A 26,439-nucleotide genomic window follows, 5' to 3' on the forward strand; every position below is an offset into this window, starting at 1 on the left:
AATCTGTCGTCATGCCCGAGCCTTTTGGCCGGCAAAGCTTTAACAGCGCCGAAAAGGCCGTGGCGGCGCTGCAGACGCTGTACAACCGCAACACCAAGTTCCTGCGCGACTCCTTTGCGGCACTGGCGGCAGCGGGCGGCGATAACAGCAAGCGCTACCGCGCCTTCTACCCGGAGATCGGCGTCACCACCAACTCGTTCACCCAGATCGACTCGCGCCAGGCCTATGGCCATATGCCAACGCCGGGGCATTTTTCGACCACGATCACCCAGCCGGGCCTGTTCGAGAGCTATTTGGTCGCGCAGCTGCGCCTGATCATGCGCAATCATGGTGTCGCGGTCACCGTGTCGGAATCGACCACCCCCATACCGCTGCATTTCGCCTTTCTCGAAGGTACCCATGTCGACGGCGCGGCCGCCGAGCGCATCAAGCGGCCGATCCGCGACCTGTTCGACGTCCCGGACCTCGATGGCACCGACGACCAGATTGCCAACGGCACTTTCGAAGTGGCCTTCGGCGAACCACGGCCGTTGGCGCCGTTCACGGCGCAGCGCATCGACTATTCGCTGCACCGCCTGTCGCACTACACGGCGACCACGCCGCAGCAGTTCCAGAACTTCGTGCTGTTCACCAACTACCAGTTCTACATCGACGAGTTCGTCGCCCGTGCGCGTGACCTGATGGCCAATGGCGGCGGCGGTTATGCCGAGTTCGTCGAGCCAGGCAATGTCATCACCAAGGTTGGACAAAGCGCGCCCAGCGAAGGGGTCGCACCGCCACGCCTGCCACAGATGCCGGCCTATCATCTGAAGAAACCGAACCATGGCGGCATCACCATGGTCAATATCGGCGTCGGGCCTTCCAACGCCAAGACGATCACCGACCATATCGCGGTGCTGAGGCCGCATGCCTGGGTCATGCTTGGCCACTGCGCCGGGCTGCGCAACACCCAGGCGCTCGGCGACTATGTGCTGGCGCATGCCTATGTGCGCGAGGATCACGTTCTGGACGACGATCTGCCGGTCTGGGTGCCGATCCCGCCGCTGGCCGAGATTCAGGTGGCGCTGCAGGAAGCTGTCGCAGAGGTCACCGGCCTGTCCGGCTATGACCTCAAGCGCATCATGCGCACGGGTACTGTCGCCACCATCGACAACCGCAACTGGGAACTGCGCGACCAGCGCGGGCCGGTGCAGCGTCTGTCACAGTCGCGCGCCATCGCACTCGACATGGAATCGGCGACGATCGCCGCCAACGGCTTCCGCTTCCGCGTGCCCTACGGCACGCTGCTGTGCGTTTCGGACAAACCCCTGCATGGCGAGCTGAAGCTGCCCGGCATGGCGACCGAGTTCTACAAGCGCCAGGTGGCGCAGCACCTGACCATCGGCATCCGAGCGATGGAGAAGCTTGCGGAAATGCCGATGGAGCGACTGCATTCGCGCAAGCTGAGAAGTTTTTCGGAGACGGCGTTCCAATAGGCCGGATTGACGCATCGCCTAAAGCGTATCGCGTTGAAACGGATACACGCGACCCGCTTTAGGTCTTTGTCTTTTGCATGTCGTTGCCCCAGAACCGCTGCGCACTTTTGGGCGACATGCATTTGTTTTATGCATGTCGTTGCCCCAAAACCGCTGGGCACTTTTGGGCGACATGCATTGGGCATTTCGTCATCTTGATTGAGCCGCATTTTTGCCGATAACCGTGCCAGCACCACCTTTGGCAACCCGTGCAGACCTGACCCGATGAGACGCAGTCGAGACATGGCAGCTTCACTGGCATTCATCGCGATGATGATGTTCTCGGTTGCCCTGGTCGCCGGGTTCTTCGGCGCCTTGCATCCCGCCTTCGATTCCTTCTCGCATTTCCGCGTCCATCTCGCCGTGCTGATGGCGCTTTGCGCGCTGCCGCTGCTGGCCACGACATTTCGCCTGCAAGCAGCCGCGGCGCTGCTTTTTGCCGTGGCGGCCTTTGCCACGACAATGAGCGCGCTGCCGCAACTGTGGCCGGTACAAGCGGTCGCCAGACCCGCTGGCCAGATGGTCTACAAGCTGCTGCAGATGAACCTGCGCTACGACAATCCAACCCCGAAGAAGGTGCTGTCGCTGATCGGCCGGACCAATCCCGACGTCATCACCCTCGACGAGGTGTCGGCGATGTGGACGACCGAGCTTGGCTATATTACCAGAGCCTATCCATACCGGATCCTCTGTCCCTACCCCAACGGCATATTCGGCGTCGCGCTGCTCTCGCGGCGACCCTTTGCCGCCGGCACCGAGCCGCGTTGCGAGCGGCGCGGCGCCATGGCGACAGCGACCGTCGATTTCGGCGGCATTGGCGTCGATGTCGCCGCGATCCATCTCAGCTGGCCGTGGCCACGCGAGCAGCACTGGCAGATCGGTGAGCTTACCGAATCGCTCTCCTCGCTCGGCGAGACGGCCATCATGGCGGGCGACTGCAACGCCGTGCCATGGAGTGCCGCAGTGCACCGCGTCGCCGCGCTCGGCGGGCTGACCGTCATGCCATCAGCCGGACCGACCTGGATACACATCAAGCTGCCGGATTTCCTGCGGCGTTTCGCCGGCCTGCCGATCGACCAGGTTTTCAGCAAGGGCGGGGTGACCATTCATTCCGCGACACGGCTGGAGGAAACCGGCTCGGACCATCTGCCGGTGCTGGTGGAGTTCTCGCTCAGGCTGAACGAGCAAAAGCCGACTGACGAACACGAGACCGCGACCGTGTCGCTGACATCGGCCGGAAAGACGCGAAACGGTTATAGAGGTTAGAGCCTGTTCGTTTGAACATGATCTTTCCGAAAAACCGGATTCCACTTTTCAGGATCATGCTCCAGGGTCAAAAACCCATCCCGCCGAATGACCGAGTTCGGACCCTTGGCGTGTTCTATTTGACATGGCCGGGTGGTCCACCGAAGATCGACCCGCTCAACACACGGGGCGCTGTGCATGTCCCCCACCTTCACCGTCAGACGCGCCACGCCAGAGGACGAGTCTGGGGTAAGCGAGTTGCTTCTCGCTTCCTACCCGGGCCTGATGCGCACAGTATACGATCAGACCATTCTTGAAGCCGCGCTGCCCTTGATCACCCGCGCAAACCCTGCGCTGCTTTCTGCTGGCACCTATTATCTCGCGGTAGATCAAAATGGCTTTGCTGTCGGCTGCGGCGGTTGGTCCCGCGAACGGCCGGGAAGCTCCGAGGTGACGCTCGAACTCGCGCATATCCGACATTTCGCCACTCGTCCCGAGTGGTTGGGCCGCGGGATCGGGCGCCAGCTTTACCGGCGTTGCGAAGAAGATGCACGGTCGTCGGGTGTGCGCCGTTTCGAATGCCAGGCGAGTCTCAACGCAGAGGGGTTCTATGCGGCCTTGGGCTTCAGGTCGGTGGGGCGGATCGAAGTGCGCATCGGCCCTGGGCCGATGTTGCCCTCCGTCCTGATGGAACGCACCATTTGATGTCAAGCCGCGCCGTGCTGTGACGCCCCGACAACCGTTCGGCGGTGAAAAGCGGTCGTTCGCTCGAAGCAAACCAAACGTCCGAGACTGGCGCTCTGTGCTCGTCCCGCCGGACGGGTTCAAATGGTTCACTCGTCTCGACCATTGACTGCAGCCAGCTGATTGAGTTTTGACCCTATAGCTGCTCCAGCGCATCGACGAGATACTCTACGTGACCGCCTTCGCGATGTTCACGCGCGTCGAAGGCGTTCTGCCTGGCCTCGTATTCGTCAAAGATAGCGTCGATCCGCCGCCGCGTCTCGCGCAGTATCTTGGAACATTGCGCGTCATCGGGGACTGTCAGGCCCCTAAGCGATTTCTCGGTCGCTCTCATCATCTCCTCGGCAATGCGGCCATGCGTTTCCTCATGCGCGGTGACGCCGGCAAAAAACCGCTTCCAGCGTCTGTCGAGGGCCGGCGGGAGGGTGGACGCGACACGGGGGTAGGTGAAATTCAGGTTGAGCGTTCCGTTGGCCTGGCTGACGCGGCAAGTGCCCTTGACCTGAACAAGGTCGAAGTCCCAAGCCTTTGTATAGCTGGTCTGTGCGATGGCGCGAGTCATGAAGCCATGCCTCGGCCCGTTGCGGTCCATGGACTCGATCAGAGCCTCTCCAGTCTTGCCGGAGATGTCGTATGTCTGCGTCTTGACCAGGACTTTGACGCCGGCCGACGCGGCGGGTGCGAAACCGCACAAGGCGCCGATGATCGCCAGACTTGAAAGCGTGAGCAAGCGCATATCCGCTTCCTTTCAACGACGAGAGGACCGGCGGCAGGGTGCCGCCGGCTCGGTCACTCACATACCCTGATAGACTGGGCCCTCGCCGCCCTGCGGCGGCACCCAGTTGATGTTCTGGTTCGGATCCTTGATGTCGCATGTCTTGCAGTGGACGCAGTTCTGCGCGTTGATGACGAAGCGCACGTCCTTCGCAGCTGGATCGGCGGCGGCATTGCCGTCCTTGTCGACCCACTCATAGACCCCGGCCGGACAGTAACGCGTCGAAGGCCCGGCAAAAACATCGTGCTCGGAGCGCTTCTGCAGCTCCATGTCACCGACAAGCAGGTGGACCGGCTCGTTTTCCTCGTGGTTGGTGTTGGACAGGAACACCGAAGACAGCCGGTCGAAGGTCAAAACGCCATCAGGCTTCGGATATACGATCTTGTTGTGCTGGGCGGCAGGCTCGAGCGTTGCATAGTCCGCCTTGCCATGTTTCAGCGTGCCGAAAGGTGAGAAGCCGAACAGCGTGTTCATCCACATGTCGAGCCCGCCAATGCCGACACCAATGATGGTGCCGAAGCGCGACCATAGCGGCTTGACGTTGCGCACCTTCTTGAGGTCCTTGCCGATGTCGGTCGCCCGCCATGCCGCCTCATAGGAGGAAAGCTCGTCATTGGCGCGGCCTGCGCCGACTGCCTCGGCGACATGTTCGGCCGCCAGCATGCCGGACAGCACGGCGTTGTGCGAGCCCTTGATGCGCGGCACGTTGACGAAACCGGCCGCGCAGCCCATCAGCGCGCCGCCGGGGAAGGACAGTTTCGGCACCGACTGCCAGCCGCCCTCGGTGATGGCACGGGCGCCGTAGCCCAGGCGCTTGGCGCCCTCGAAGGTGCCTCTGATTGCCGGATGGGTCTTGAAGCGCTGGAATTCCTCGAACGGCGACAGCCAGGGGTTCTTGTAATTGAGGTGGAGGACGAAGCCGACCGCCACCTGATTGTCCTCGAGATGGTAGAGGAACGAGCCGCCGCCGGTCTTCATGTCGAGCGGCCAGCCGAAGGAATGCTGGACCAGGCCCGGCCGGTGGTTCTCCGGCTTGACCTGCCAGAGTTCCTTGAGGCCGATGCCGTATTTGCCGGGCTCGCGGCCATCGGAAAGCTTGTATTTGGCGATCAATTGCTTGGCGAGCGAGCCGCGCGCGCCCTCGCCGATCAGTACATATTTGCCCATCAGCGCCATGCCGGGCGCAAAGCCCGGGCCGTGCGTGCCGTCCTTCTCGACGCCCATGTCGCCGGTGACGACGCCGGTGACGGCGCCTTCCTCATTGTAGAGCAAGCCGGCCGCGGCAAAGCCCGGATAGATCTCGACGCCAAGCGCCTCGGCCTTGGTCGCCAGCCAGCGGCAGACATTGCCCAGCGAGACGATGTAGTTGCCGTGATTGTTCATCAGCGGCGGCATCAGGATATTGGGCAGACGGAACGAACCGGCAGGGCCAAGCACAAGGAAATGGTCCGCGGTGACCGGCGTCTTGAAAGGATGGCCTTCCTCGTCGCGCCAGCCCGGCAGCAGCCGGTCGATGCCGATCGGATCGACGACGGCGCCGGAGAGGATGTGGGCGCCGACCTCGCCGCCCTTTTCAAGGACGACAACCGAGAGTTCGGGATTGACCTGTTTGAGGCGGATGGCGGCGGCGAGGCCGGCCGGGCCGGCGCCGACGATAACCACGTCGAATTCCATGCTTTCGCGTTCGATGTCGCTCATCTACCCCTCCGCACTGGCTTATCCCATTCGGGTATCTTGCTGGCTCCTGCGCTGCATAGCGCATCAATTGGCGACAGGAAACCGGCGCATACGTGACAATGCCGTTTTGGCCAAAAAGTCGCGCATCGCGAGGGCTGGGCGGCTGTTTTCGCCTGGCAGGGCCTCGGCGCTCACGTTTTTAATTGTTCGACGGCTCGCTTATCGGCCATACTTCACACTATGCGCATTCCTGGGCCAGCCGGCTTTTCATCGACGCGCTTTCCATCGACGCCCGGCCGGGTCTGCCGGGCGCTTCTTTTGGCCCTTCTGATGCTGGCACCGGGTTACGCCGCCGCGGACGAGGTGAAAGTCTGGGCGACGGGCGCTTACTCCTTCTCCGACGAGCTTGGCGGCTTCCGCATCACCGGCGCTTCGGGCATCGGAACGAAGGACGACCCGCTGGTCATCACCGAAGAGCTGAATTCGTCAACGCCGGTGACGCTAACCATCCGCACGACAAAGCCGATCCAGGCATTCGGTCCGTCTGGCGAATTCGCCAATGGCATCATGTATATGCGCATCGATGTGCTCAACAACAGCGGCCAGGCCTGGATCGAATTCCAGTTTGAGTTGCAGGAGATCCTGAACCAGCCGAGCGTGTTCGGCGACGGACTTTCGTTCGACCAGCGCAACAAGACACCGGACAATATCTGGTCGAGCAATTTCGCCGATTTCGATCGCGATTTCGAACCCTATGACCGGCTGTTGTTCAGGAATGGCAAGGTCGATCCGATGAAAACCGCCAGGTTCGAATTCCTGATGACCGATTACACGCCGCGCTGGACCTTCTATCTGGTGCAGGATCCGCGCATACCGACGGGCTGAAATACGCCGACATTCAGGCGATCCCGGCCTGCAAACGACGGCGCCCTGCGCTTCCGGCCGCGGCAAAGATGCTGGCGCCGCTGCGCGAATATTCGACCGCGATCGCAAGCCAGTTGGACATGTCCGGATCGACGCCGAGCGAGGCGAATCCCTGGGCAAGCAGATTGTGGTCGGCGGCGTCGAGGTCGATCAAATCCGAATGCCCCTGCAGTCGCGTCACGACAGTCAGACCGCCGGCCACGCAGGAGACAGGCTCGAAATTCAGCGGCAGCCCGATGTCCGGCCCGGCGCTGGAGAGCCGCGCGGCCAGCACATTGGTCAGCCCTTCGGCGAGCAGGCCGAGCCGCTCACTTTCGGCCTCGTTCGACGCGATTTTCAGACGCGTCCAGGCGGTCAGGGCGAAGGTCGAGGTGACGGCGGAGACAATGAGGAGGAAGATGAGCACGGCGGCGAGGGCGAGGCGGGAGGATTGGTGCTCCTGAAAGGCCGATAGATCAGGGAGCTTTGCTTTAGCCACAGTCCATCCTCAGGAATAAAAGTGCACTGTCGCCGTAATTCCTCCCGCATCTCGTTGGCGAAGGCCGTGGCCAGGCGTGGGCCGAAGGGTGTGGTTCCGATCCATTCGGTGAGATAGACTCCCGTGGCGGTAGGGGGTGGGCAATTACATGTCGGCTATTTCAAGAGTTTTAAACATAAACCTAATACTGCCACGATCTCGTCCCCAGCTAGAGCTGCCACCCCCAAGATTAAGATTAATATTTGCCAAAATCGAGTCGCCTATGATATTTGCGCTTATGTCTCCTATTCTTACTCCTTCTAAATCAATAACATCTATGAAATACGCGGTCGTCCCTCCAAATATTAAGCTGCACGGTCTCTTAACATATCCGTAGCTGCCTTCGTAATTCCAATTCATGTCCGGTGTAACCAGCTTCGCAGTCTGACTATCGAAATCGATATTTATTCGGTCGAAACTAACATCGTGGAATGAAAAAGAATTTATGAAATCCTCTGGTTTGTCGATTTTCTCCGTCGCCATTACAATATCCGATCTCTGTAAGTGCAGACACCCGCACACCTGTCTTTTACTCCGAATCTCAGCCTACCACCAGCGCGCCGCCCAGAATGAACAATGGGTATGCGGTGACAGTGCACTATTTCTTTTGACCGCTGTCCAGCAATTCCGTTGTTCGACTCATGTTTGGAACGCATACATTCGGTGAAGGTGCGCCATTCCGGGTTCCACTCTTGATGCATGGACGCGTGGGATAAAAGTACACTGTCACCGTATTACTCGCCACCATCAGCTTCGAATTCCTGATGACCCGACCACACCTTATCTGGTGCAGGACCCGCGCATACCGACGGGGGTGAAGAAGGCGGCAACAGTCTTGCAAATTATCGTCTTGCGGACGAATGTGCCGCAATGACCGCCGCTTCCCCACTCAGCCGATCGGACCTTGCCGACCTGCTGGCCTTTTATGCCAGCGCCGGTGTCGACGACGCGCTTGAAGACCAGCCGGTGAACCGGTTCGCCGAGGCGCCCAAACCGGTAGAGCGGGCGGTGGTGCCGTCCGCCGACACCGTTGCGCCACACCGCTCGACGAGCGCGTCGCGCCCCGAGCCGGCCGACAGAGCAAATGTGCCACCCGTTGCACGCGCACCGTCCACAACCGCTACGGTTCCCGACGAAGCGCAGGCGGCACTGGCGCGCCAATTGGCAACGACGGCAACGACCCTGGACGAGCTTCGCCAGCACATGGCGGCCTTCGACGGCTGCAATCTCAAGGCCACGGCCAAGAACCTGGTGTTCGCCGACGGCAACCCGGAGGCCGCCGTCATGCTGGTTGGCGAAGCGCCCGGCCGCGACGAGGACATCGAGGGCCTGCCTTTCGTCGGCCGCTCGGGCCGGTTGCTCGACCGCATGCTGGCCGCGATCGGGCTCGACCGGACATCGGTCTACATCGCCAATGTCATTCCGTGGCGGCCACCGGGCAATCGCACGCCGACGCCGCACGAGACCGAGATCTGCCGGCCGTTCATCGAGCGGCAGATCGAGCTGGTCAATCCGAAGGTGCTGATCAATCTCGGCGGCCCGTCAGCCAAGACCTTGCTCAACACCTCGGAAGGCATCCTGCGGCTGCGCGGCAACTGGCGCGTCCACACAACCGCTTCCGGCATCACCATTCCCGCCATGCCGACGCTGCATCCTGCCTATCTCTTGCGGACGCCTGCGCACAAGAAGCTGGCTTGGCGGGATTTTCTCGAAGTGAAGGCGAAGCTGCGGGCGCTCACCTAGCGATTACCTCGCAGGTAATTGAAATGCGCCTCACGGCGGCCTAGTCATGCCCCATGACAACAGCCCAAAATTCCGCCGGCAGCCTCATCCGGGAATGGCGCACCCGCCGCCGCATGAGCCAGCTCGACCTCGCCATGGAAGCCGAAATCTCGCAGCGGCATCTGAGCTTCGTCGAGAGCGGTCGTGCTGCGCCGTCGCGCGACATGGTGCTGCATCTGGCCGAACAGCTGTCGATCCCGCTCCGGCAGCGCAACCAGTTGCTGCTCGCCGCGGGCTTTGCCCCGAGCTTCGGCGAACGCTCGCTCAGCGACGCGACGCTGGCGCCGGCGCTGGCAGCGGTCGAGATCGTGCTCAAGGGACACGAGCCCTTCCCGGCGCTCGCTGTCGACCGGCACTGGAACCTGGTTTCGGCCAACACCGCCATCGCTCCCTTCCTTGCCGATGTCAGTGAGGCTTCGCTGTTGACGCCGCCGGTCAACGTGCTTCGCCTCAGCCTGCACCCCGGCGGCATCGCTCCGCGCATCGTCAATCTTGGGGAATGGCGGACGCATCTGCTTGAGCGTCTCAAGCACCAGAACGACGCGAGCGGCGACCCGGTGCTGATCGAACTGGAGCGCGAACTGCGGACTTATCCGTCCGGCTTGACAGGCAGCCGGCCCGCGTCGGTCGAGCCGAATGCCATCGTGCACCCACTCAGGCTGGCGCATGGCGATCAGGTGCTGTCGTTCATCAGCACCATCACCGTGTTCGGCACACCGCTCGACGTGACGCTGTCGGAACTGGCGATCGAATCGTTTTTCCCGGCCGATGAGCAGACAAGGACGGTGCTGGTGCGGCTGGCAAAGGAGCGGGCCGAACGATCGTAATCACCCTTGAGGCAGAGTCGCCTTCCGCGTGCGGGTGCGCTCCAGGCCAAGCTGGCGCTCGCGCCAGATGATGAAGATGCCGGCGGCAACGACGATCAGGCCGCCGACCAGCATGTTGAGCGTGGCAACGTCGCCAAAGACGAGATAACCGACGACGACACCAAGGATCATCGAGGTGTATTCGAAGGCGCCACGACCGAGGCTTCGGCATGGCGATAGGCCGAAGTCATCAGGATCTGGCCGAGGCCGCCGCAGAAGCCGGACGCAACCAGAAGAGCCGCCTGCAGCGGCGTCAGCGCCTGCCAGCCGAACGGCAGCGACAGCAGCGCCATGACGCTTGCCGTCACCGAGAACCACAGCACGATGGTCGCGGTGCGCTCGCTCTGCACGAGGTTGCGCACCAGCAGCATGGCGACGGCCGAGATCGCCGCCGCGACAAGAGCGGCGATGACGCCAAGCACTTCCTGGTCGTCGAGCGCTTCGTCGGAACTCAGCAGCGTCAGCTCCGGCCAGGAGATGATCAGTACGCCGACAAGGCCGACGGCGACCGCGCTCCAGCGATAGACGCGGATGGCTTCGCCGAGGAAGATCGAACTGAACACCACCACCAGCAGCGGCTGCGCATAGTTCAGCGTGATTGCCTCCGGCAGCGGCAGCCGCGTCAGCGCGAAAAAGCCAAGCCCCATGGCGCAGACGCCGACGACACCACGCGCAATGTGATTGAGCGGACGCTTGGTCGAAAACGCGGTGCCGAGTTTTCCCTTGAAGGCGAGAAAGGCAATGATCGGAAAGATGGCAAAGAAGGAGCGGAAGAAGACGATCTGGCCCGCCGGCACGGTGCCTGCCGCCTTGATGCAGGTCGACATACCGACGAAGACCGCCACCGACACGATCTTGAGCGTGATGCCGGTGAGCGTGTTGTGCCCGACGGCATGGTCACTGGCTGCGACGGCCTGACCTGGTTTTGCTGTCACGCTCCAGCCGCTTCCCGGATCGTTGCCCAAATGCGCGCGGGCGTCGCCGGCATGTCGATGTGTTTGACACCGTAGGCGCGCCAGAGCGCGTCAGTCACCGCGTTGAGTGCCGCCGGCGTCGAACCGATAGTGCCGGCCTCGCCTGCCCCCTTGATGCCGAGCGCATTGGTGGTCGAAGGCACGTTGCGGGTCTCGAAATGGAAGAACGGGAAATTGTCGGCGCGCGGCATGGCGTAATCCATGAAGCTCGCCGTCAGGAGCTGTCCATCCTCGCCATAGATCGTGTCTTCGGTCAGCGCCTGGCCAATGCCTTGCACAACGCCGCCATGCACCTGGCCGGCGAGCAGGATCGGATTCACGGTGACGCCGAAATCGTCGACGATGGTGTAGCGGACGATGTCGGTGGTGCCGGTATCGGGGTCGATCTCGACCTCGCAGATATGGGTGCCGTTGGGATAAGTGCACTCGTCCTGCACGAACTCGCCGAACCCCTTGAGATCATCCGGCGTCTTGGCGGCCTTGGCGATACTCGAAAAATCGATCGCGCGATCGGTGCCGACGATGCGGGCAACGCCGTTCGACAATTCAATGTCGCCGGCCGAGGCCTCCAGCTCGTCGGCGGCGATACGCTTGATCTTGTTGGCCAGGTCCTCACCGGCGCGTGACGCCGAAACGCCGCCGAGCGGAATGGAGCGCGAGCCACCAGTGCCGCCGCCAGCTTTCAATTCGTCGGTATCACCCTGGCGGACATGGATCTTGTCGATGTCGAGATTGAGCTTTTCCGACAGGAACTGCGCGTAGGCGGTGGCATGCCCCTGCCCGTTGGTCTGGGTGCCGATCTTCAGCGTCACCGTGCCGTCGCCGTTGAGTTCGACAAAGGCCGGTTCCGAACCCGGAAAGGCGCAGGCCTCGATATAGGTCGCCATGCCGAGGCCGCGGATCTTTCCGCCTGCCTTCGACTGTTCGAGCCGCTGTGGAAACGCCTTCCATTCCGCCTGTTCGATGGCTCGGTTCATGTGGCCTTCGAACTCGCCATTGTCGTAGAGGCGGCCGGTTTGGGTACGGTAGGGAAACTGCTCGGGCCGGATGAAGTTGCGGCGCCGGATTTCTTCGACGGGCAGGCCGAGATCGTGGGCGCAGGCGTCGACAAGCTTTTCCAGCAGGAACGCCGCTTCCGGGCGGCCGGCGCCGCGATAGGCATCGACCGGGCAGGTGTTGGTGTAGAGGCCGGTGACCGAGACGTCGAGCGCCTGGATGTCGTAGACGCCGGTCGACATGGTGACGCCGATATAGGGAATGTAGGGACCGTATTGCGAGACATAGGCGCCCATATTGGCGAGCAGGTCCACCTTCATGCCAAGGAAGCGGCCGTCCTTGTCCAGCGCCATCTCGGCCTTCACGACATTGTCGCGGCCTTGCGCGTCGGTCAGGAAGTGTTCGGTGCGGTCGCCCGCCCATTTCACCGGACGGCCAAGCCGCTTCGCCGCTTCGAGCACAAGCGGATATTCGCGATAGACGAAACTCTTCGGCCCGAAACCACCGCCGACATCCGGCGTGATGACGCGCAGCCGATCCTTCTTGATCTTGAACAGGCTGGCCAGGATGTACTGCATGGAATGGGCACCCTGCGACCCCGTGGTCAGCACGAAGCGGTTCTCCTCAACGTTCCACTCGCCGATCGCCGAGCGCGGCTCCATGTAGTTGCAGACCAGCCGGTTGTTGACGAATTCGATGCGGGTGACATGGGCGGCCTTGGCGAAAGCCGCGTCGGTCTTTTTCTTGTCACCCATGTGGTAGGAGAAGGCCCGGTTGGAGCCGAGTTCCGGCCAGACCAGCGGCGTGCCTTCGGCAAGCGCCGTCGCCGTTCCGGACGCCGCGTCTTCGCTGTCATAGTCGACGTCGATCAGTTCGGCGGCATCCTGCGCCAAAGCGCGGCTGTCGGCGACGACGAAAACAACGGCGTCTCCGACATAGTTGACGCGGTCACGGCACAGGATCGGAATGTCGCGGGTCGGCGCCTTGGTGCCATCCGGCTGTTCCTGCATGACGCCGGACTTGAGATCGCCGAGATGGGCAAGGTCCTTGCCGGTCAGCACCAGATGCACGCCGGGTGCTGCCTTCGCCGCCTCGGTCGAACCGATGGTGAAGCTGGCCTTGGCGACCGGCGAGCGCAAGACATAGCCATGCAGGACGCCAGCCGGCTGGATGTCGTCGGTGTAGCGGCCCTGCCCCTGGATGAAGGCAGCATCCTCGCGTCGCAGCACGGATGCGCCCATCCCGAATTTCGGCGTGACGACGGTCATGGATGCCTCGTGATGATGACTGGAGGAGGAACGCCTGAAATAGGCGTTGTCTCAGTTTTGTCGAGGGACCGTTTCGTGTAAAGAGCGCGGACTTCAAATTTCTTGGACCAGCGGAAACAATCCGCCGCCAACGCAATCGACAGGAAAACCCACGGAATGCGCACGGACACCGGCCAGGTCTTCAAGCTCGAGGACTTCCGCCCCAACGATTACCTCATTCCGCAAACCGACCTCACCTTCCGCCTTTCGCCAGACGCAACGCGCGTCACCGCCGTGCTCACGGTCGAGCGCCGTGACGGCGTATCCGCCTCTGCTCCGCTGGTGCTCGACGGCGACGGGCTGACGCTCAAGCGCATCGAGATCGGCGACAAGAAAGCGAAACCAGCCGATATTCTGGTGACATCAGACCAGCTGACCATCCTCAAGCCGCCGGCCGCGCGGCGCTTCCAACTGCTCATCGAGACCGAATTGGCGCCGGCGGGCAACGAAGCCCTGATGGGCCTCTACCGTTCCAGCAATGTCTACTGCACGCAATGCGAGGCCGAGGGCTTTCGCCGCATCACCTATTTCCTCGATCGCCCCGACATCCTGTCTGTCTACACGGTGCGCATCGAGGCCCTGCGCGAGGAGGCACCGCTGCTTCTGTCCAACGGCAACCCGGTCGACAAGGGCGACCTCGGCGACGGCTGGCACTATGCTAGATGGCACGACCCCTTCCCCAAGTCGTCCTACCTGTTCGCGCTGGTGGCCGGCAATCTCGGCCAGCTCGCCGACAGTTTCGTCACCCTGACCGGCCGCACGGTCGAGCTCGGCATCTATGTCGAGCCCGGCAAGGAGAAGCTGGCCGGCTATGCGATGGATGCCCTGAAGCGGTCGATGAAATGGGACGAGGAGGCGTTCGGCCGCGAATACGACCTCGACGTCTTCAACATCGTCGCCGTGTCCGACTTCAACATGGGCGCGATGGAGAACAAGGGCCTCAACATCTTCAACGACAAATATGTTCTGGCCGATCAGGAGACAGCGACGGACGCCGATTTCGCCAATATCGAGGCGATCATCGCGCATGAGTATTTCCACAATTGGACAGGCAACAGAATCACTTGCCGCGACTGGTTCCAGCTCTGCCTGAAGGAAGGGCTGACGGTTTTCCGCGACCACGAATTCTCTGCCGACCAGCGCTCGCGCGCGGTCAAGCGCATCGCCGAAGTGCGCACGCTGCGCGCCCACCAGTTTCCCGAGGACCAGGGCCCGCTGGCGCATCCGGTGCGGCCGCGCCGCTACCGCGAGATCAACAATTTCTACACGGCGACGGTCTACGAGAAAGGCTCCGAAGTGGTGCGCATGATCCGCACCATTCTCGGGCCAGATGCCTTTCGCGCCGGCATGGACCTCTATTTCGAGCGGCACGACGGCGACGCGGCGACGATCGAGGATTTCATCAAGGTGTTCGAGGATGCGTCCGGCCGCGACCTGTCGCAGTTCGCGCTCTGGTACCACCAGGCGGGCACGCCCAACCTGACCATCAGTTCGACGCACAATCCGGCGTCGCAGGAGTTCATGCTCGAAATCGAGCAGTCGGTGCCGCCGACGCCCTCCGAAAGCCGCAAGCGGCTGATGCACATCCCGCTCGCCTTCGGCCTGATCGGCGCCGGCGGCCAGCCGGTCGACTATAGCGGCGTCGAGGGCGCCAGCGTCGAGGACGGCGTCATCCATGTCCGCAAGCGCCGCCACATGGTGCGGTTCTCAGGTGTTGCCGAACGCCCGGCGGTGTCGCTCAACCGCGGCTTTTCGGCGCCGGTGACGCTGTCGGTCGAGCAGAAAGCCGACGACCAATTCTTTCTCGCCCGCCATGACAGCGACGCCTTCTCGCGCTGGCAGGCCTTCAACACGCTCTTGACCGACGCGCTGATTGCCGCCTTCCGCGAGATCCTCGGCGGCAAGCAGCCGGTTTTCGCGACGCGGCTGACCGAACTCGCTGGCGGCATCGCCGGCGACGAGGCGCTGGAGCCGGCCTACCGGGCTCTGGCGCTGGCGCTGCCTGGCGAAGCCGACATTGCCCGCGATATCGGTAGCAACATCGATCCCGACGCCATCTACGCTGCCCGCGAGGCGCTTGCCCTGGCGATCGGCACGGCCAACCCTGACAATTTTGCCGGCCTCTACGACCGCCTTGCCGACAAGGCCGCGTTCAGCCCGGATGCGGCGAGCGCCGGACGACGCGCCTTGCGCAACACCCTGCTGGACTATCTCTCGCTGCAGCCGGGCGGAGCGGCACTTGCCGTCAGGCATTTCCAGTCGGCGACCAACATGACCGACCGCGCGGCGGCACTTGCCGTGCTTGCCTATCGCCACCACGGTTCGCCCGAGGCCATCCAGGCGCTGGCGGCTTTCGAGACGACTTATGGGTCCGACCCGCTGGTCATGGACAAATGGTTCCAGATCCAGGCCAGCGTGCCCGGTCCGCAGGCCGTCGACACGGTGCGCGCGCTGACCGCTCATCCCGCATTCTCAATGAGCAATCCGAACCGGGTGCGCTCGTTGATCGGCACCTTCTCCAGCGCCAACCAGACCGGCTTTCACCGCGCCGATGGCGAGGGCTACCGGTTCTTCTCGCAGACCGTGCTCGCGGTCGAAACGCGCAACCCGCAATTGGCGGCAAGGCTGGCGACGGCGCTCAGATCGTGGCGCTCGCTGGAACCTGGCCGGCAAGCCAAGGCCAGGGAAGCGCTGCTTTCGATCGCCAAAGCCGAAAACCTGTCAGCGGATCTGCGCGATATTGTCGAGCGCACGCTGGCTTAGGCGTGCGCTGTTGTCCGGGAGCGGACGTTTCGGCACTATTTTAGTCGATTTTTAATCTTTTTTCGCCGGACCACTGGACAAGGCGAATCACCTTTGATTCTTTACTGACGATTCGGATGTGCGGCGTTTGCCGGATCAAGCAGCATAGGCAAATTCGGGGAGTGCCATTTATGGCGAAGGCGGACGCGTGGGGCGCGCCCGGAGGGAAGGCTTTTGCGCATCGCGAGACGCGAAGCGACGGCCTTGCCGGGAACGCGCGGCTCATCGCCGAACCGGCCTATCGGCGGCTTCTGGCCGCCGAGCCGCTGCTGCGCCGATCGATACCGGCGCTCATCATCACCTTCCTGATCGTCATCGCGGCGCTGCGGGTCCTGTCGCTGATGAACGAGCGCGACGATGTGGAGCGCAACGCCAAGGCGATCCTCACGCTGGCGGCGGGTCAGCTGGCGAGTTCGCTCGCCACCACTTCGGACACAGTGCCAGGCGCCATCCAGGATCTGCTGGAGACCACCAGCCGTCAGGGCGCGATGGGCCGCAGCCATGTGCTCGTCATCACCGACAGCGCTTTCAAGATCGTCGCGGTGTCACCGCGCTCGATGCCATGGCAAAGCCATTCGCTCGACGGTCTCGTCCAGGGCGGCCAGCCATTGTTCATGTTCGGCGACCGCGCAGGCGTCATGGAGGTCAATATCGGCGGACGGGACTGGTACGCGGCGGTCAGCCTGGCGAATGGGCGAAAGGGTGCCGCGGCGGCACTGGTACCGCAGGACGCGGTTTTCGACGCCTGGCGCAAGACGGTCTCGCTGAACGTTACCCTGTTCGTGCTGACGGCCGGCGTGCTGATCATCATCCTTTACGCCTATTTCGGCCAGGCGGCACGCGCGCAAGCCGCCGATCGCATCTATCTCGAAGCGCATCAGCGCATCGACATGGCGCTGGTTCGCGGCCGCTGCGGCCTGTGGGACTGGGACATGGTGCGCGGCAAGATGTACTGGTCGCGCTCGATGTACGACATGCTCGGCTACAAGCCCTGCGACACGATGCTGTCCTTCGGCGAGGTCGACGAGATCATCCATCCCGAGGACGGCGACCTGTTCGATCTCGCCAACAGAATTGTCGCCCGCGAGATCGACCATATCGACCAGGTGTTCCGCATGCGGCATGCCGACGGCCAGTGGGTGTGGATGCGCGCCCGGGCACAGGTCATCGATTCGGAAGCGCCGGAGATCCAGCTGATCGGCATCGCCGTCGACGTCACCGAACAGCGCCATCTGGCGCTGCGTTCCGAGGCGGCCGACCTTCGCCTCAGAACGGCGATCGAAAACATCAACGAATCCTTCGTGCTGTGGGATTCGGCCCAGCGCCTGATCATGTGCAATTCCAAATACCAGCAGGACAATGGGCTTTCGGACCGCGACGTGATGCCGGGCACCGCGCGCGCGGTGCTGGAAGAACGGATGCTGGCCTTTGCTTCCGAACGGCGGCTTGCCAACACCAGCGGACTGCAGGGCGGCGCCACCTTCGAGCGGCAGCTGGCCGACGGCCGCTGGCTGCAGGTCAACGAACTCAAGACCCGGGACGGCGGCATCGTCTCGGTCGGCTCCGACATCACCCAGATCAAGCTGCACCAGGAGAAGCTGGTCGACAGCGAGCGCCGGCTGATGGCGACGATCCATGATCTCAGCCTCGCCCGCCGGGCCGAAGAGGAGCGCTCGCGCGAACTGGTCGACCTCAACCGCAAATACATGAAGGAAACCGAACGCGCCGAAGCGGCGAACCGGGCGAAGTCAGAATTCCTCGCCAATATGTCTCACGAATTGCGCACGCCGCTGAACGCCATCATCGGCTTCTCCGAACTGATGGAACAGGGCCTGTTCGGTCCGCTGGGGTCGGAGCGCTACGAGGAATATGCCACCGACATCAACAGCAGCGGCAAATATCTGCTGGGGGTCATCAACGACATTCTCGACATGTCCAAGATCGAGGCTGGCCAATTCTCGCTGGACCAGGAACAGATCGACCTCGGTCCGCTGATCAGCGAGACGGTTCGCGTCGTCTCGCTGCAGGCGGCGCAAAAGGCGATCACCGTGGAAACACGCATCGCCGACGCGCTCACACTGTTCGCCGATCGCCGGGCGATCAAGCAGATCGTCATCAACCTCTTGTCCAACGCGGTGAAATTTACCGGCCAGGGCGGCCACATATCGGTCAGGGCCCGCAACACCTCCGGCGCACTGGTGCTAACCATCGAGGACAATGGTTGCGGCATCCCGAAAGACGCGCTCGGCAAGCTCGGCCGTCCCTTCGAACAGGTGCAGAACCAGTTCTCCAAGAGCCATGCCGGGTCCGGCCTTGGCCTCGCCATCTCGCGCTCGCTGGCCGAGCTCCAGGGTGGCGCGCTGAAAATCCGTTCGACCGAAGGTGTCGGCACAATCGTGTCGGTGCGCATTCCGGTGAAGAAGAGCGCGCCGGCGATCAAGGTCGCGGCCTGAGCGACCACAGGCTCCGACTGACGTCGTCGGAGCCTGCATCGGACAGCCTCACTGCATGTCGCCTTCGTTGCCGTCGCCATCCCATTGGCGATGACGGCCAAAGCGTCCGCCCTTCGGCAGTTCGCTCTTCTCGATCTTGCCGTCATTGTTCCTGTCGAGCATGGCAAAGACCTTCTTCTCGCGACTGGTGATGTCGTCTGATGTCAGCGTGCCATCGCCCTTGGTGTCGTAGCGGGCGATAATGCGCTTGGCCATCTGCTCGAAACGCGCCTTCTCCAGCGCGTCGGCGAGCTGGGCGACGGTCAGCTTGCCGCCATTGTCGGCGACGAGCTTCTTCAGCCGCGCGTTCATGGCGTCGGAAAACTGGTCGAAGCTGATGGTGCCGTTGGAATCGCTCATCGCCCTGTTGAGGCGCATCATCGTGCCCTCGCGCATCTTTTCGCTGGCATTGTTTTCGGCATAGGCCGTGGTGCCGACGGCGCCGGCCAAGGCTACGAAGGCAAGGGCAAGTTTGGTCGTCGTTCTCATGGTCTTCTCCTGTTGCATCGTCACCCCCGATGCGGGAGCGGCGGATCTTCGATCCTGTTGCCGCTCTATCTCCTTGTTCGAGCATCGGATTTTCCCAAAACCGGTTTCCACTTTTGGGTCCCATGCTCCGACAACCGCTTCACGGTCGTCCGGCACGAAGCAAAAGATCAAAGTCCTTCCTGACCTTTTGCGACGTCTCCTTGAGGTGTGCTTCCAGCACACCGAAATCCGGCAGGTCGGTGACCGCCAGAAGCAGATCCGAAAGCCCCGGCGGAACATCGTCGCGCTCGAACGCTCCGGTGAGGCACAGCCGCGTCATCTGGGTCAGCGCCAGATAGAGCGCATAGGCATCGCCAAGCTCCTGCCTGACCTCGGCATCGGCAAAGCCCGGCGCCAGACGCGACAGGATTTCGGCCGTGCCGGTGGCACGTGCAATTGGCACGGCCGGGGCATGTGCAATTGGCACGGCCGGGGCACGTGCAATTGGCACGGCCGGGGCACTCGGCCCGGCTTCGACCTGCCCGGTGAGTACGGCCACCTGGGCGATGAATTCGAGATCGATCAGGCCGCCGGGGATCAGCTTGATGTCCCACACATCGCGCGGCGGCTTTTCCTTTTCGATCATGGCGCGCATATCCGAGGCCCCGGCCATCACTTTTGCCGCGTCGCGCGGCTGGCCAAGCACTGCCGCCACTTCCGCCTCAACCTCGCTGCACAGGCCGGCGTCGCCGGCAATGGCACGCGCCCGCGACAGCGCCATGTGCTCCCATGTCCAGGCCTCCTGGCGCTGGTACTTCTTGAAGGCATCGATGTGGGTGGCGACCGGACCCTTGTTACCAGATGGCCGCAGGCGCAGGTCGAGTTCGTAGAGCACGCCTTCCGCGGTCGGCGCAGACACGGCCGCGATCAGCCGCTGCGTCATGCGGGTGTAGTAATGCGAAGGCGCCAGCGGCTTGTCGCCATCGGATTCCTCGGCATCCGGCGCATGGTCGTAGAGCAGAATGAGGTCGACGTCCGAACCCGCGGTCAGCTCGCGGCTGCCGAGTTTGCCCATGCCGAGCAGCGAAACCACGCCGCCGGCAATCGTGCCGTGGCGTACCTCGAATTCGGCCGTCACCGCCTGCAATGCCGCCTCGATGGTGAGATCCGCCAGATCGGAAAAGGCGCGGCCGGCCCGAGCCGAATCGATCGAGCCGGCCAGCAGCCGGACGCCGATCAGGAACTTTTGCTCGGAGGCGAAAATGCGCAGCCGGTCGAGCACGTCCTCATAAAGCCGGTCGCCCTCGACAAAGGCGGAAAGCCGCGCCGACAGATAGGCGCGGTCCGGCAATTCGGTCAGCAAGGCCGGGTCGAGCAAGCCATCGAAGACATGTGGCCGGCGCGTGATGATCGCCGCCAGCCGGGGTGCGGCACCCATGATCGTCGCCATGAGCTTCAACAGGGCCGGATTGGACTGGAGCAAGGAAAACAGCTGGATGCCGGCAGGCAGGCCGGCGAGAAACTCGTCGAAGCGCATCAAGGCTTCGTCGGCCCGGCGCGTCTGGCCGAAGGACCGCAGCAGCGCCGGCGTCAGTTCCGTCAGCCGCTCGCGCGCTTCCGCCGACTGGGTGACGCGATAGCGGCCGAAATGCCAGCCGCGGATGACGCGGCAGATGTCGCTGGGCCGCTGAAAGCCGAGGCCGTGCAAGGTCTGCAGCGTGTCGGGATCGTCGACATCACCGGTGAAGACCAGATTGCCAATGCCGGTCGAAAGCACCGGCGCGGTTTCGAACAGTGCTGCGTAATGGCGTTCGACCTGTTGCAACGAGGCGCGGAACGCCTGGGAAAAGGCGGCGGCATCGGCAAAGCCGAGCATGCGGGCGATGCGCTCCAGCCCTTCATCGTCTTCCGGCAGCGTGTGCGTCTGCTCGTCGGCAACCATCTGCACGGCATGTTCGACACGCCGCAGGAACCAGTACTGACGAGCCAGCGCGTCGCGCGCGTCTGATGTGATCCAGCTGCGCGCCGCAAGCTGGCCAAGCATCGGCACGGTCTCTCGCCCGCGCAGTTCCGGGAAACGGCCGCCGGCGATGAGCTGCTGCGTCTGGACGAAGAACTCGATCTCGCGGATGCCGCCGCGCCCGAGCTTGACGTTGTGGCCCTTCACGGCGATCTCGCCATGGCCCTTGTGGGCGTGGATCTGGCGCTTGATCGAATGGACATCGGCAATCGCCGCGTAGTCCATGTATTTGCGCCAGATATAGGGCTGCAACTCCTTGAGGAAGGCGGCGCCCGCGGCGATGTCGCCGGCGACTGGACGCGCCTTGATCATAGCGGCGCGTTCCCAGTTCTGGCCGCGCGCCTCATAATAGCGCAGCGCTGCCTCGACCGGGATCGCCAGCGGTGTCGAACCGGGATCGGGGCGCAACCTCAGATCGGTGCGGAAGACATAACCATGCTCGGTGCGGTCCTGCAGGATGCGCACCAGGCGGCGCGTCAGGCGCGAAAACAGCTCGGTGGCATCGAGCGGATCGACGACAGCGGGCGCTTCCGGATCGAAGAAGACGACAAGATCGATGTCGGAGGAGAAATTCAACTCGTGCGCGCCAAGCTTGCCCATGCCGAGCAGGATCCAGCCCGATTGCTTCGACGGATTGTCGAGATCCGGCAGTTTGAGCTTGCCCTGGCCATGCGCGTCGCGCAGCAGGAAGTCGACGGCGGCGCGGGTGCAAGCGTCAGCCAGGTCGCTCAACCGCCGCACCGTCAGCGCCGTATCGGCTTCGCCGGCAAGATCGGCCAACGCGATCAGGAAATGCGCCTCGGCCTTCCATTGGCGCAGTTCCATCATCAGGCCGGATTCCGAGACCTCCTCGGCCAAATGCGCCTGATCGATGGCGGCGCCGATCGCCTTCAGCCGCGCTTCGACCGTCTGCTCGAACAGGCCGTCGAGGATCCGCGGCCGGCGACGTGCCGTATGGCGCAGGAACGGCGACAGATCGAAGACGGCGGCCAGGAAATCCTGGCCTGGCCCCTTGCCGGCCAGGAATTTGGCCAACCGAGTCAGCCCTTCTTCGCGTGCCGCGGAAGCGATTTCGGTCAGCTCTTGCCGCGCCCGGTTTTCGTCGAGCGGAGCAAGGCTGGCGGCCGGCTTCAGCAGCCAATCCGTCTCCACCTGCTTCGCAGCGGCGCTCATCCGTAATCCTCCCGTGAGGGGAAACTCATGACCACGGATAATCCGGGATTGCCAGGCAAGAGATCAAGCCGGCCATTGTGGAATGTCATGACCGCCTTGGCGAGGCTCAGGCCAAGACCGGAACCCGGCTGCGAACGGCTCTTCTCCAGTCGCACGAAACGCTCCGTCGCGCGGGCACGGTCGCCATCGTCAGGAATGCCGTGGCCATTGTCGACGACCGACAGCCGAACTTCGGTGCCGACCCGCGTAACAGCCACGCGCACGGCCGGTTGGGCAGTGGCGTCGGTCGAATATTTGATGGCGTTGTCAACGATGTTCGACAGTGCCTGGCCGATCAATTCGCGGTTGCCGTTGACGAAGGCCGCCTCCCGCAGTTCTGTCTCGAGCGAGACGCCTGCCTCCTCCGCCACCGGTTCATAGAGTTCAACGACATCGCGCACGGCTTCCGCCAGATCGACGCGGTTGGTGTTCTCGGAGGAGTAGCCCGCCTCCAGCCGTGAGATCATCAGGATGGCATTGAAGGTCTTTATGAGCTGGTCGGACTCGGCAATGGTGCCTTCCAGCGCCTGTCGGTAGTCGGTGGTCTTGTGCTTGCCCGAAAGCGTCGCCTCGGCCCGGTTGCGCAGCCGGGTCAACGGCGTCTTCAGATCATGCGCGATGTTATCGGAAACCTGTTTCAGGCCTTCGTTGAGCTTGGCGATCCTGGCCAGCATAGTATTGAGATTTTCGGACAGCCGGTCGAACTCGTCACCGGCCCCGGTCACCGGCAGCCGGCCGGAAAGATCGCCACCCATGATGCGGCGGCTGGCTTCCGACACGCTGTCGATGCGCTTCAGCGCCGCGCGTCCGACAAAGAACCAAATCAGCAGTCCGCCCAGCCCCATCATGCCGAGCGCCAGCATCAAAGCGCGGCGGATGACGGCGCGGAACCGTTCTGGCTCGCCAAGGTCGCGGCCGACCAGCATGATCATCTGGTTCGGCAACCGAAGCACCAGCGCAATGGCGTTGTGGCCCTTTTCGCCCTGCGCCTGCGCTTCGTTCTGCTCGGATTGGGTGGTGCTCTGGTCCGCCGGCAGATTGCGCTGCCGCTCGAGCTCTCCCTCGCCAAAGCGCTGATAGGAGAATGGGCTGTTGGTCCAGCCTTCGGTTTCGAGTACGCCCGGCTCCAGGCTCTGGACGTTGCCGGTCAGGATCTGGCCGTTGGCGTCGGCGATCAGATAGAGGTTGGCGCCCGGCTGGCGTGAGCGCGCCTCAACCACACGGACCAGCACCGGCAGACCGCCGCGTTGATAGGCGCGAGCCAGACCGAGCACCTCGTCATTGATGGTGTCCTGGGTCTGCGCGGTCAGCATGCGCGCCGACAGCGAGGTCATGTAGAAGACGAGCGCCACGGCGCAGAGCGCGAAGAGCAGGAGGTAGAGCGCCGAAAGCCGCGCTGCCGTCGTCTTCATGATGGCTGGCACGGAAAGAGCCATGCTGCCGCTAGCCGCTCTTCAGCATATAGCCGGCGCCGCGAACCGTATGCAGGATGGGCTTGTCGAAGCCCTTCTCGATCTTGCCGCGCAGCCGCGAAATATGGACGTCGATGACATTGGTCTGCGGATCGAAATGGTAGTCCCAGACATTTTCGAGCAGCATGGTGCGCGTCACCACCTGGCCGGCATGGCGCATCAGATACTCCAGCAGGCGGAATTCGCGCGGCTGCAGCGTGATTTCGCGCGCCGCGCGACGGACCGAATGCGACAGCCTGTCGAGTTCGAGATCGCCGACGCGGTAGACGGTTTCCGCTTCCTTGGCGCTGGCGCGGCGGTTCAGCACCTCGACACGAGCCAGAAGTTCCGAGAAGGCATAGGGCTTGGTCAGATAATCGTCGCCGCCAGCGCGCAGGCCGGTGACCCGGTCGTCGACCTCGCCGAGTGCCGACAGGATCAGCACCGGCGTCGTGTTGCCCCGCGACCTCAGGCCGGCAATGACCGACAGGCCGTCGCGGCGCGGCATCATCCGGTCGATGACCATCACGTCGTAGTCGCCGGCGTCGGCGAGCGCGAAGCCGGTTTCGCCGTCACCGGCAACATGCGCAGTGTGACCGGCTTCGGTGAAGGCTTTCTGCAAGTAATCCGCAGCCTCGCGATCGTCTTCTATGACGAGAATCTTCATGGGGCTGTTATACGCGATTTCGCTGGAAGGTTGAGTGGCAGACATCTGCATTGTGGCCTTTGCCAAAGCGCATCGCGATCAAGATCATCCGAAGCCGTGCGCGATAAATATCCTTGTCCCCGACGTCGTTGCGCCAAGACCGCTTAAACGCTTTTTGACGACATGCGTGGGGGTGCGGCAGCGGGCGATGGGAAGCCCGCTGCCGCCGGGGAGAGCGCGATGACTGACTAACGCGCGCTCCTCCATGCTTTCCCGTACGGCGGCTCGGGGGTGTTGAAACCGCCGCACTGGAAAAGTCGAACCTGCTGCCGAAGCGTCCTCATCCGACTGGAGAGGCAAGAACGCTTCGGGCCGTGCCTCAGCCCTTGGCAACGGGCAGCGCGACGAAACGATTGTTGTCGTCGCGGGTGATCTGCATCAGCACCGCCTTGCGGCCGGACTTGACCGCCTCGGTCATCGCCTTGGTGATGTCGTCGGTGGCGTTCACTTCGGTCGAATTCACCGATGTGATGATGTCGCCCGGCTGGATGCCGCGGTCGGCGGCATCGCTGTCGGGATCGACATCGGTCACCACCAGTCCTTTGCCGTTTTCGGACTTGGTGACGGTCAGGCCGAGATCGGCCAGCGAGTCGGGCTTGGCCGGAGCGGCCGGCTGCTGCTGGTCGACTGATGCCTGCTTGTCGCTCGAGGGCAGTTTGCCAAGATCGACCTTGACCGTCTGGCTCTTGCCATCACGCCAGACCGTGACATCGACCGACTTGCCAGGCGAGTAGGCGCCGATCAGCCGGGCCAGTTCCTTCGGCGAAGCAACGTCCTTGCCGTCAACCTGGGTGATCACGTCACCAGCAACGATGCCGGCCTTCTTGCCGGGACCATCGTCCTGGGCGCTGGAAACCAAGGCCCCATTCTGCGACTTCAGGCCCAGCGATTCGGCGATGTCGGAGGTGACCGGCTGGATTTCGACACCGAGCCAGCCACGCTGCACGGAACCGCTCTTCATCAGGTCCTGAACGACCTGCTTGGCGGTCGAAGCGGGAATGTCGAAGGCGATGCCGACGCTGCCACCTGACGGCGAGAAGATCGCGGTGTTGATGCCGACGACCTGACCGTTGAGGTTGAAGGTCGGGCCGCCTGAATTGCCGCGATTGACCGAAGCGTCGATCTGGAGGAAGTCGTCATAGGGACCAGCGCCAATATCGCGGCCACGGGCCGAGACGATGCCTGCGGTGACCGTACCGCCGAGGCCGAACGGATTGCCGACGGCCACCACCCAGTCGCCGACGCGAACCTTGGAGTCGTCTGCGAAGTCGACATAGGTGAACTTGCCGACGCCATCGACCTTGAGCACGGCGAGATCGGTGCGCGGGTCGGTGCCGATCAGCTTGGCGTCGAGTTCCTTGCCGTCATTCATCACCACGGTGAACGCCGAGCCTTCCTCGACGACGTGGTTGTTGGTGACGAGATAGCCGTCATCGGAGATGAAGAAGCCCGAGCCCTGCGCCACCGGCCGCGGCTGGTCGTTGTTGTGATCGCGGTGGCTGAAGCGACGATTACCGCCACCCTGGCCGTTCTGATCGCCAAAGCCACGGAATTCCTTGAAGAAGCGGCGCAGCTGCGGATTGTCGGGCAGGTTGTTCATGCCGTCCGGATCGTCGGACTGGTCGGAACCGTCATCGGCCGCTGGACTGATCTTGGCCTTGACCTTGACGCTGACCACGGCGGGAGAAACGCGCTCGACGACATCGGCGAAGCCCGGCACCTGCGGTGCCTCGACACGCACCGCATCGGCCAGAACGGGCCCTGTTCCAGTCGTCAGCGCACCGATGCCGATCGCGCCGGCAACGGCGATGGACGCGACGGCAGCCAGGAGACGCTTACGGGTGACGGAATATGAATTGGGGGCAATATTCATGGGGACTCGTATCCTCTTTCAAATGGACGCCCTCGATCGGCATCCTCGGGAAAGAGAATTAGAGAGGCGCACATTACAGCGCCATTTCCGACAC

Annotated in this window: 18 protein-coding genes and 1 pseudogene; 8 read left to right on the forward strand and 11 right to left on the reverse strand. The window is 63.0% G+C overall.

From position 1 onward, the window contains the following. Positions 1 to 11: 11 nt before the first annotated feature. The 3 genes from ACFFNA_RS27045 (at position 12) to ACFFNA_RS27055 (ending at position 3,464) form a co-directional block, all read left to right on the forward strand. Positions 12 to 1,475 (forward strand): AMP nucleosidase, encoded by a 1,464-nt coding sequence (locus tag ACFFNA_RS27045; RefSeq protein ID WP_245446392.1) that lies wholly within the window; start codon positions 12 to 14, stop codon positions 1,473 to 1,475. Positions 1,476 to 1,757: 282 nt separating this feature from the next. Then, positions 1,758 to 2,780 carry an endonuclease/exonuclease/phosphatase family protein gene (locus ACFFNA_RS27050; RefSeq protein ID WP_378922995.1) on the forward strand — a complete coding sequence of 341 codons (1,023 nt, stop codon included), beginning with the start codon at positions 1,758 to 1,760 and terminating at the stop codon, positions 2,778 to 2,780. Between the two features lie 177 nt (positions 2,781 to 2,957). Continuing rightward, positions 2,958 to 3,464, forward strand: a complete 507-nt coding sequence (locus tag ACFFNA_RS27055; protein ID WP_378922997.1) for a GNAT family N-acetyltransferase — start codon at positions 2,958 to 2,960, stop codon at positions 3,462 to 3,464. A gap of 175 nt (positions 3,465 to 3,639) precedes the next feature. Here ACFFNA_RS27055 and ACFFNA_RS27060 read toward each other — a convergent pair whose 3' ends face one another. Together ACFFNA_RS27060 and ACFFNA_RS27065 are read right to left on the reverse strand one after the other, a co-directional pair. Beyond that, a complete protein-coding gene (locus tag ACFFNA_RS27060; RefSeq protein ID WP_378922999.1) occupies positions 3,640 to 4,239 on the reverse strand; it encodes a DUF922 domain-containing protein in 600 nt (199 codons plus the stop codon). Positions 4,240 to 4,296: 57 nt separating this feature from the next. Continuing rightward, on the reverse strand, positions 4,297 to 5,976 hold the full coding sequence (locus ACFFNA_RS27065; protein WP_378923001.1) for an electron transfer flavoprotein-ubiquinone oxidoreductase: 1,680 nt from the start codon (positions 5,974 to 5,976) through the stop codon (positions 4,297 to 4,299). A 219-nt stretch (positions 5,977 to 6,195) separates the two neighbouring features. On the opposite strand from ACFFNA_RS27065, the gene ACFFNA_RS27070 reads away from it, so the two are divergent. Next, positions 6,196 to 6,840, forward strand: coding sequence for a hypothetical protein (locus ACFFNA_RS27070; RefSeq protein WP_378923003.1), 645 nt, complete (start codon positions 6,196 to 6,198; stop codon positions 6,838 to 6,840). A 13-nt stretch (positions 6,841 to 6,853) separates the two neighbouring features. On the opposite strand, the gene ACFFNA_RS27075 is transcribed toward ACFFNA_RS27070, so the two are convergent. Both ACFFNA_RS27075 and ACFFNA_RS27080 read right to left on the reverse strand, forming a co-directional pair. Then, positions 6,854 to 7,357, reverse strand: coding sequence for a hypothetical protein (locus ACFFNA_RS27075; RefSeq protein WP_378923005.1), 504 nt, complete (start codon positions 7,355 to 7,357; stop codon positions 6,854 to 6,856). Between the two features lie 144 nt (positions 7,358 to 7,501). Continuing rightward, positions 7,502 to 7,879: a hypothetical protein gene (locus ACFFNA_RS27080; protein WP_378923007.1), complete on the reverse strand. Its 378-nt coding sequence runs from the start codon at positions 7,877 to 7,879 to the stop codon at positions 7,502 to 7,504. Between the two features lie 387 nt (positions 7,880 to 8,266). On the opposite strand from ACFFNA_RS27080, the gene ACFFNA_RS27085 reads away from it, so the two are divergent. Then, on the forward strand, positions 8,267 to 9,139 hold the full coding sequence (locus tag ACFFNA_RS27085) for a uracil-DNA glycosylase (RefSeq protein WP_378923009.1): 873 nt from the start codon (positions 8,267 to 8,269) through the stop codon (positions 9,137 to 9,139). A gap of 53 nt (positions 9,140 to 9,192) precedes the next feature. Next, on the forward strand, positions 9,193 to 10,005 hold the full coding sequence (locus ACFFNA_RS27090; protein ID WP_378923011.1) for a helix-turn-helix domain-containing protein: 813 nt from the start codon (positions 9,193 to 9,195) through the stop codon (positions 10,003 to 10,005). On the opposite strand, the pseudogene ACFFNA_RS27095 reads toward ACFFNA_RS27090, so the two are convergent. Further along, positions 10,006 to 10,979 (reverse strand): annotated as a pseudogene (locus tag ACFFNA_RS27095) (DMT family transporter). Further along, positions 10,976 to 13,282 carry a xanthine dehydrogenase family protein molybdopterin-binding subunit gene (locus ACFFNA_RS27100; RefSeq protein WP_378923013.1) on the reverse strand — a complete coding sequence of 769 codons (2,307 nt, stop codon included), beginning with the start codon at positions 13,280 to 13,282 and terminating at the stop codon, positions 10,976 to 10,978. Before ACFFNA_RS27100 ends, ACFFNA_RS27095 begins: the two are co-directional and overlap by 4 nt. 156 nt (positions 13,283 to 13,438) lie before the next feature. On the opposite strand from ACFFNA_RS27100, the gene pepN reads away from it, so the two are divergent. Both pepN and ACFFNA_RS27110 read left to right on the forward strand, forming a co-directional pair. Beyond that, positions 13,439 to 16,084: an aminopeptidase N gene (pepN, locus tag ACFFNA_RS27105; protein ID WP_378923014.1), complete on the forward strand. Its 2,646-nt coding sequence runs from the start codon at positions 13,439 to 13,441 to the stop codon at positions 16,082 to 16,084. A 170-nt stretch (positions 16,085 to 16,254) separates the two neighbouring features. After that, complete coding sequence (locus tag ACFFNA_RS27110) at positions 16,255 to 18,576, forward strand: PAS domain-containing sensor histidine kinase (protein ID WP_378923016.1); 2,322 nt, start codon at positions 16,255 to 16,257, stop codon at positions 18,574 to 18,576. Positions 18,577 to 18,624: 48 nt separating this feature from the next. Here ACFFNA_RS27110 and ACFFNA_RS27115 read toward each other — a convergent pair whose 3' ends face one another. The 5 genes from ACFFNA_RS27115 to ACFFNA_RS27135 form a co-directional block, all read right to left on the reverse strand. Further along, positions 18,625 to 19,104 (reverse strand): EF-hand domain-containing protein, encoded by a 480-nt coding sequence (locus ACFFNA_RS27115; RefSeq protein ID WP_378923018.1) that lies wholly within the window; start codon positions 19,102 to 19,104, stop codon positions 18,625 to 18,627. Between the two features lie 139 nt (positions 19,105 to 19,243). Further along, positions 19,244 to 22,276: a bifunctional [glutamine synthetase] adenylyltransferase/[glutamine synthetase]-adenylyl-L-tyrosine phosphorylase gene (locus ACFFNA_RS27120; RefSeq protein WP_378923020.1), complete on the reverse strand. Its 3,033-nt coding sequence runs from the start codon at positions 22,274 to 22,276 to the stop codon at positions 19,244 to 19,246. Continuing rightward, complete coding sequence (locus ACFFNA_RS27125) at positions 22,273 to 23,751, reverse strand: sensor histidine kinase (protein WP_378923022.1); 1,479 nt, start codon at positions 23,749 to 23,751, stop codon at positions 22,273 to 22,275. The genes ACFFNA_RS27120 and ACFFNA_RS27125 overlap by 4 nt, the downstream gene beginning before the upstream one ends. 7 nt (positions 23,752 to 23,758) lie before the next feature. Next, the gene (locus tag ACFFNA_RS27130) at positions 23,759 to 24,433 is read right to left on the reverse strand and encodes a response regulator transcription factor (RefSeq protein ID WP_378923024.1); all 675 of its coding nucleotides are present in this window, start codon (positions 24,431 to 24,433) and stop codon (positions 23,759 to 23,761) included. 358 nt (positions 24,434 to 24,791) lie between these two features. Beyond that, positions 24,792 to 26,345: a Do family serine endopeptidase gene (locus ACFFNA_RS27135; protein ID WP_378923026.1), complete on the reverse strand. Its 1,554-nt coding sequence runs from the start codon at positions 26,343 to 26,345 to the stop codon at positions 24,792 to 24,794. Positions 26,346 to 26,439 lie beyond the last annotated feature (94 nt).

This window comes from Mesorhizobium kowhaii (genome assembly GCF_042431665.1).
Taxonomy (GTDB): Bacteria; Pseudomonadota; Alphaproteobacteria; order Rhizobiales; family Rhizobiaceae; genus Mesorhizobium; species Mesorhizobium kowhaii.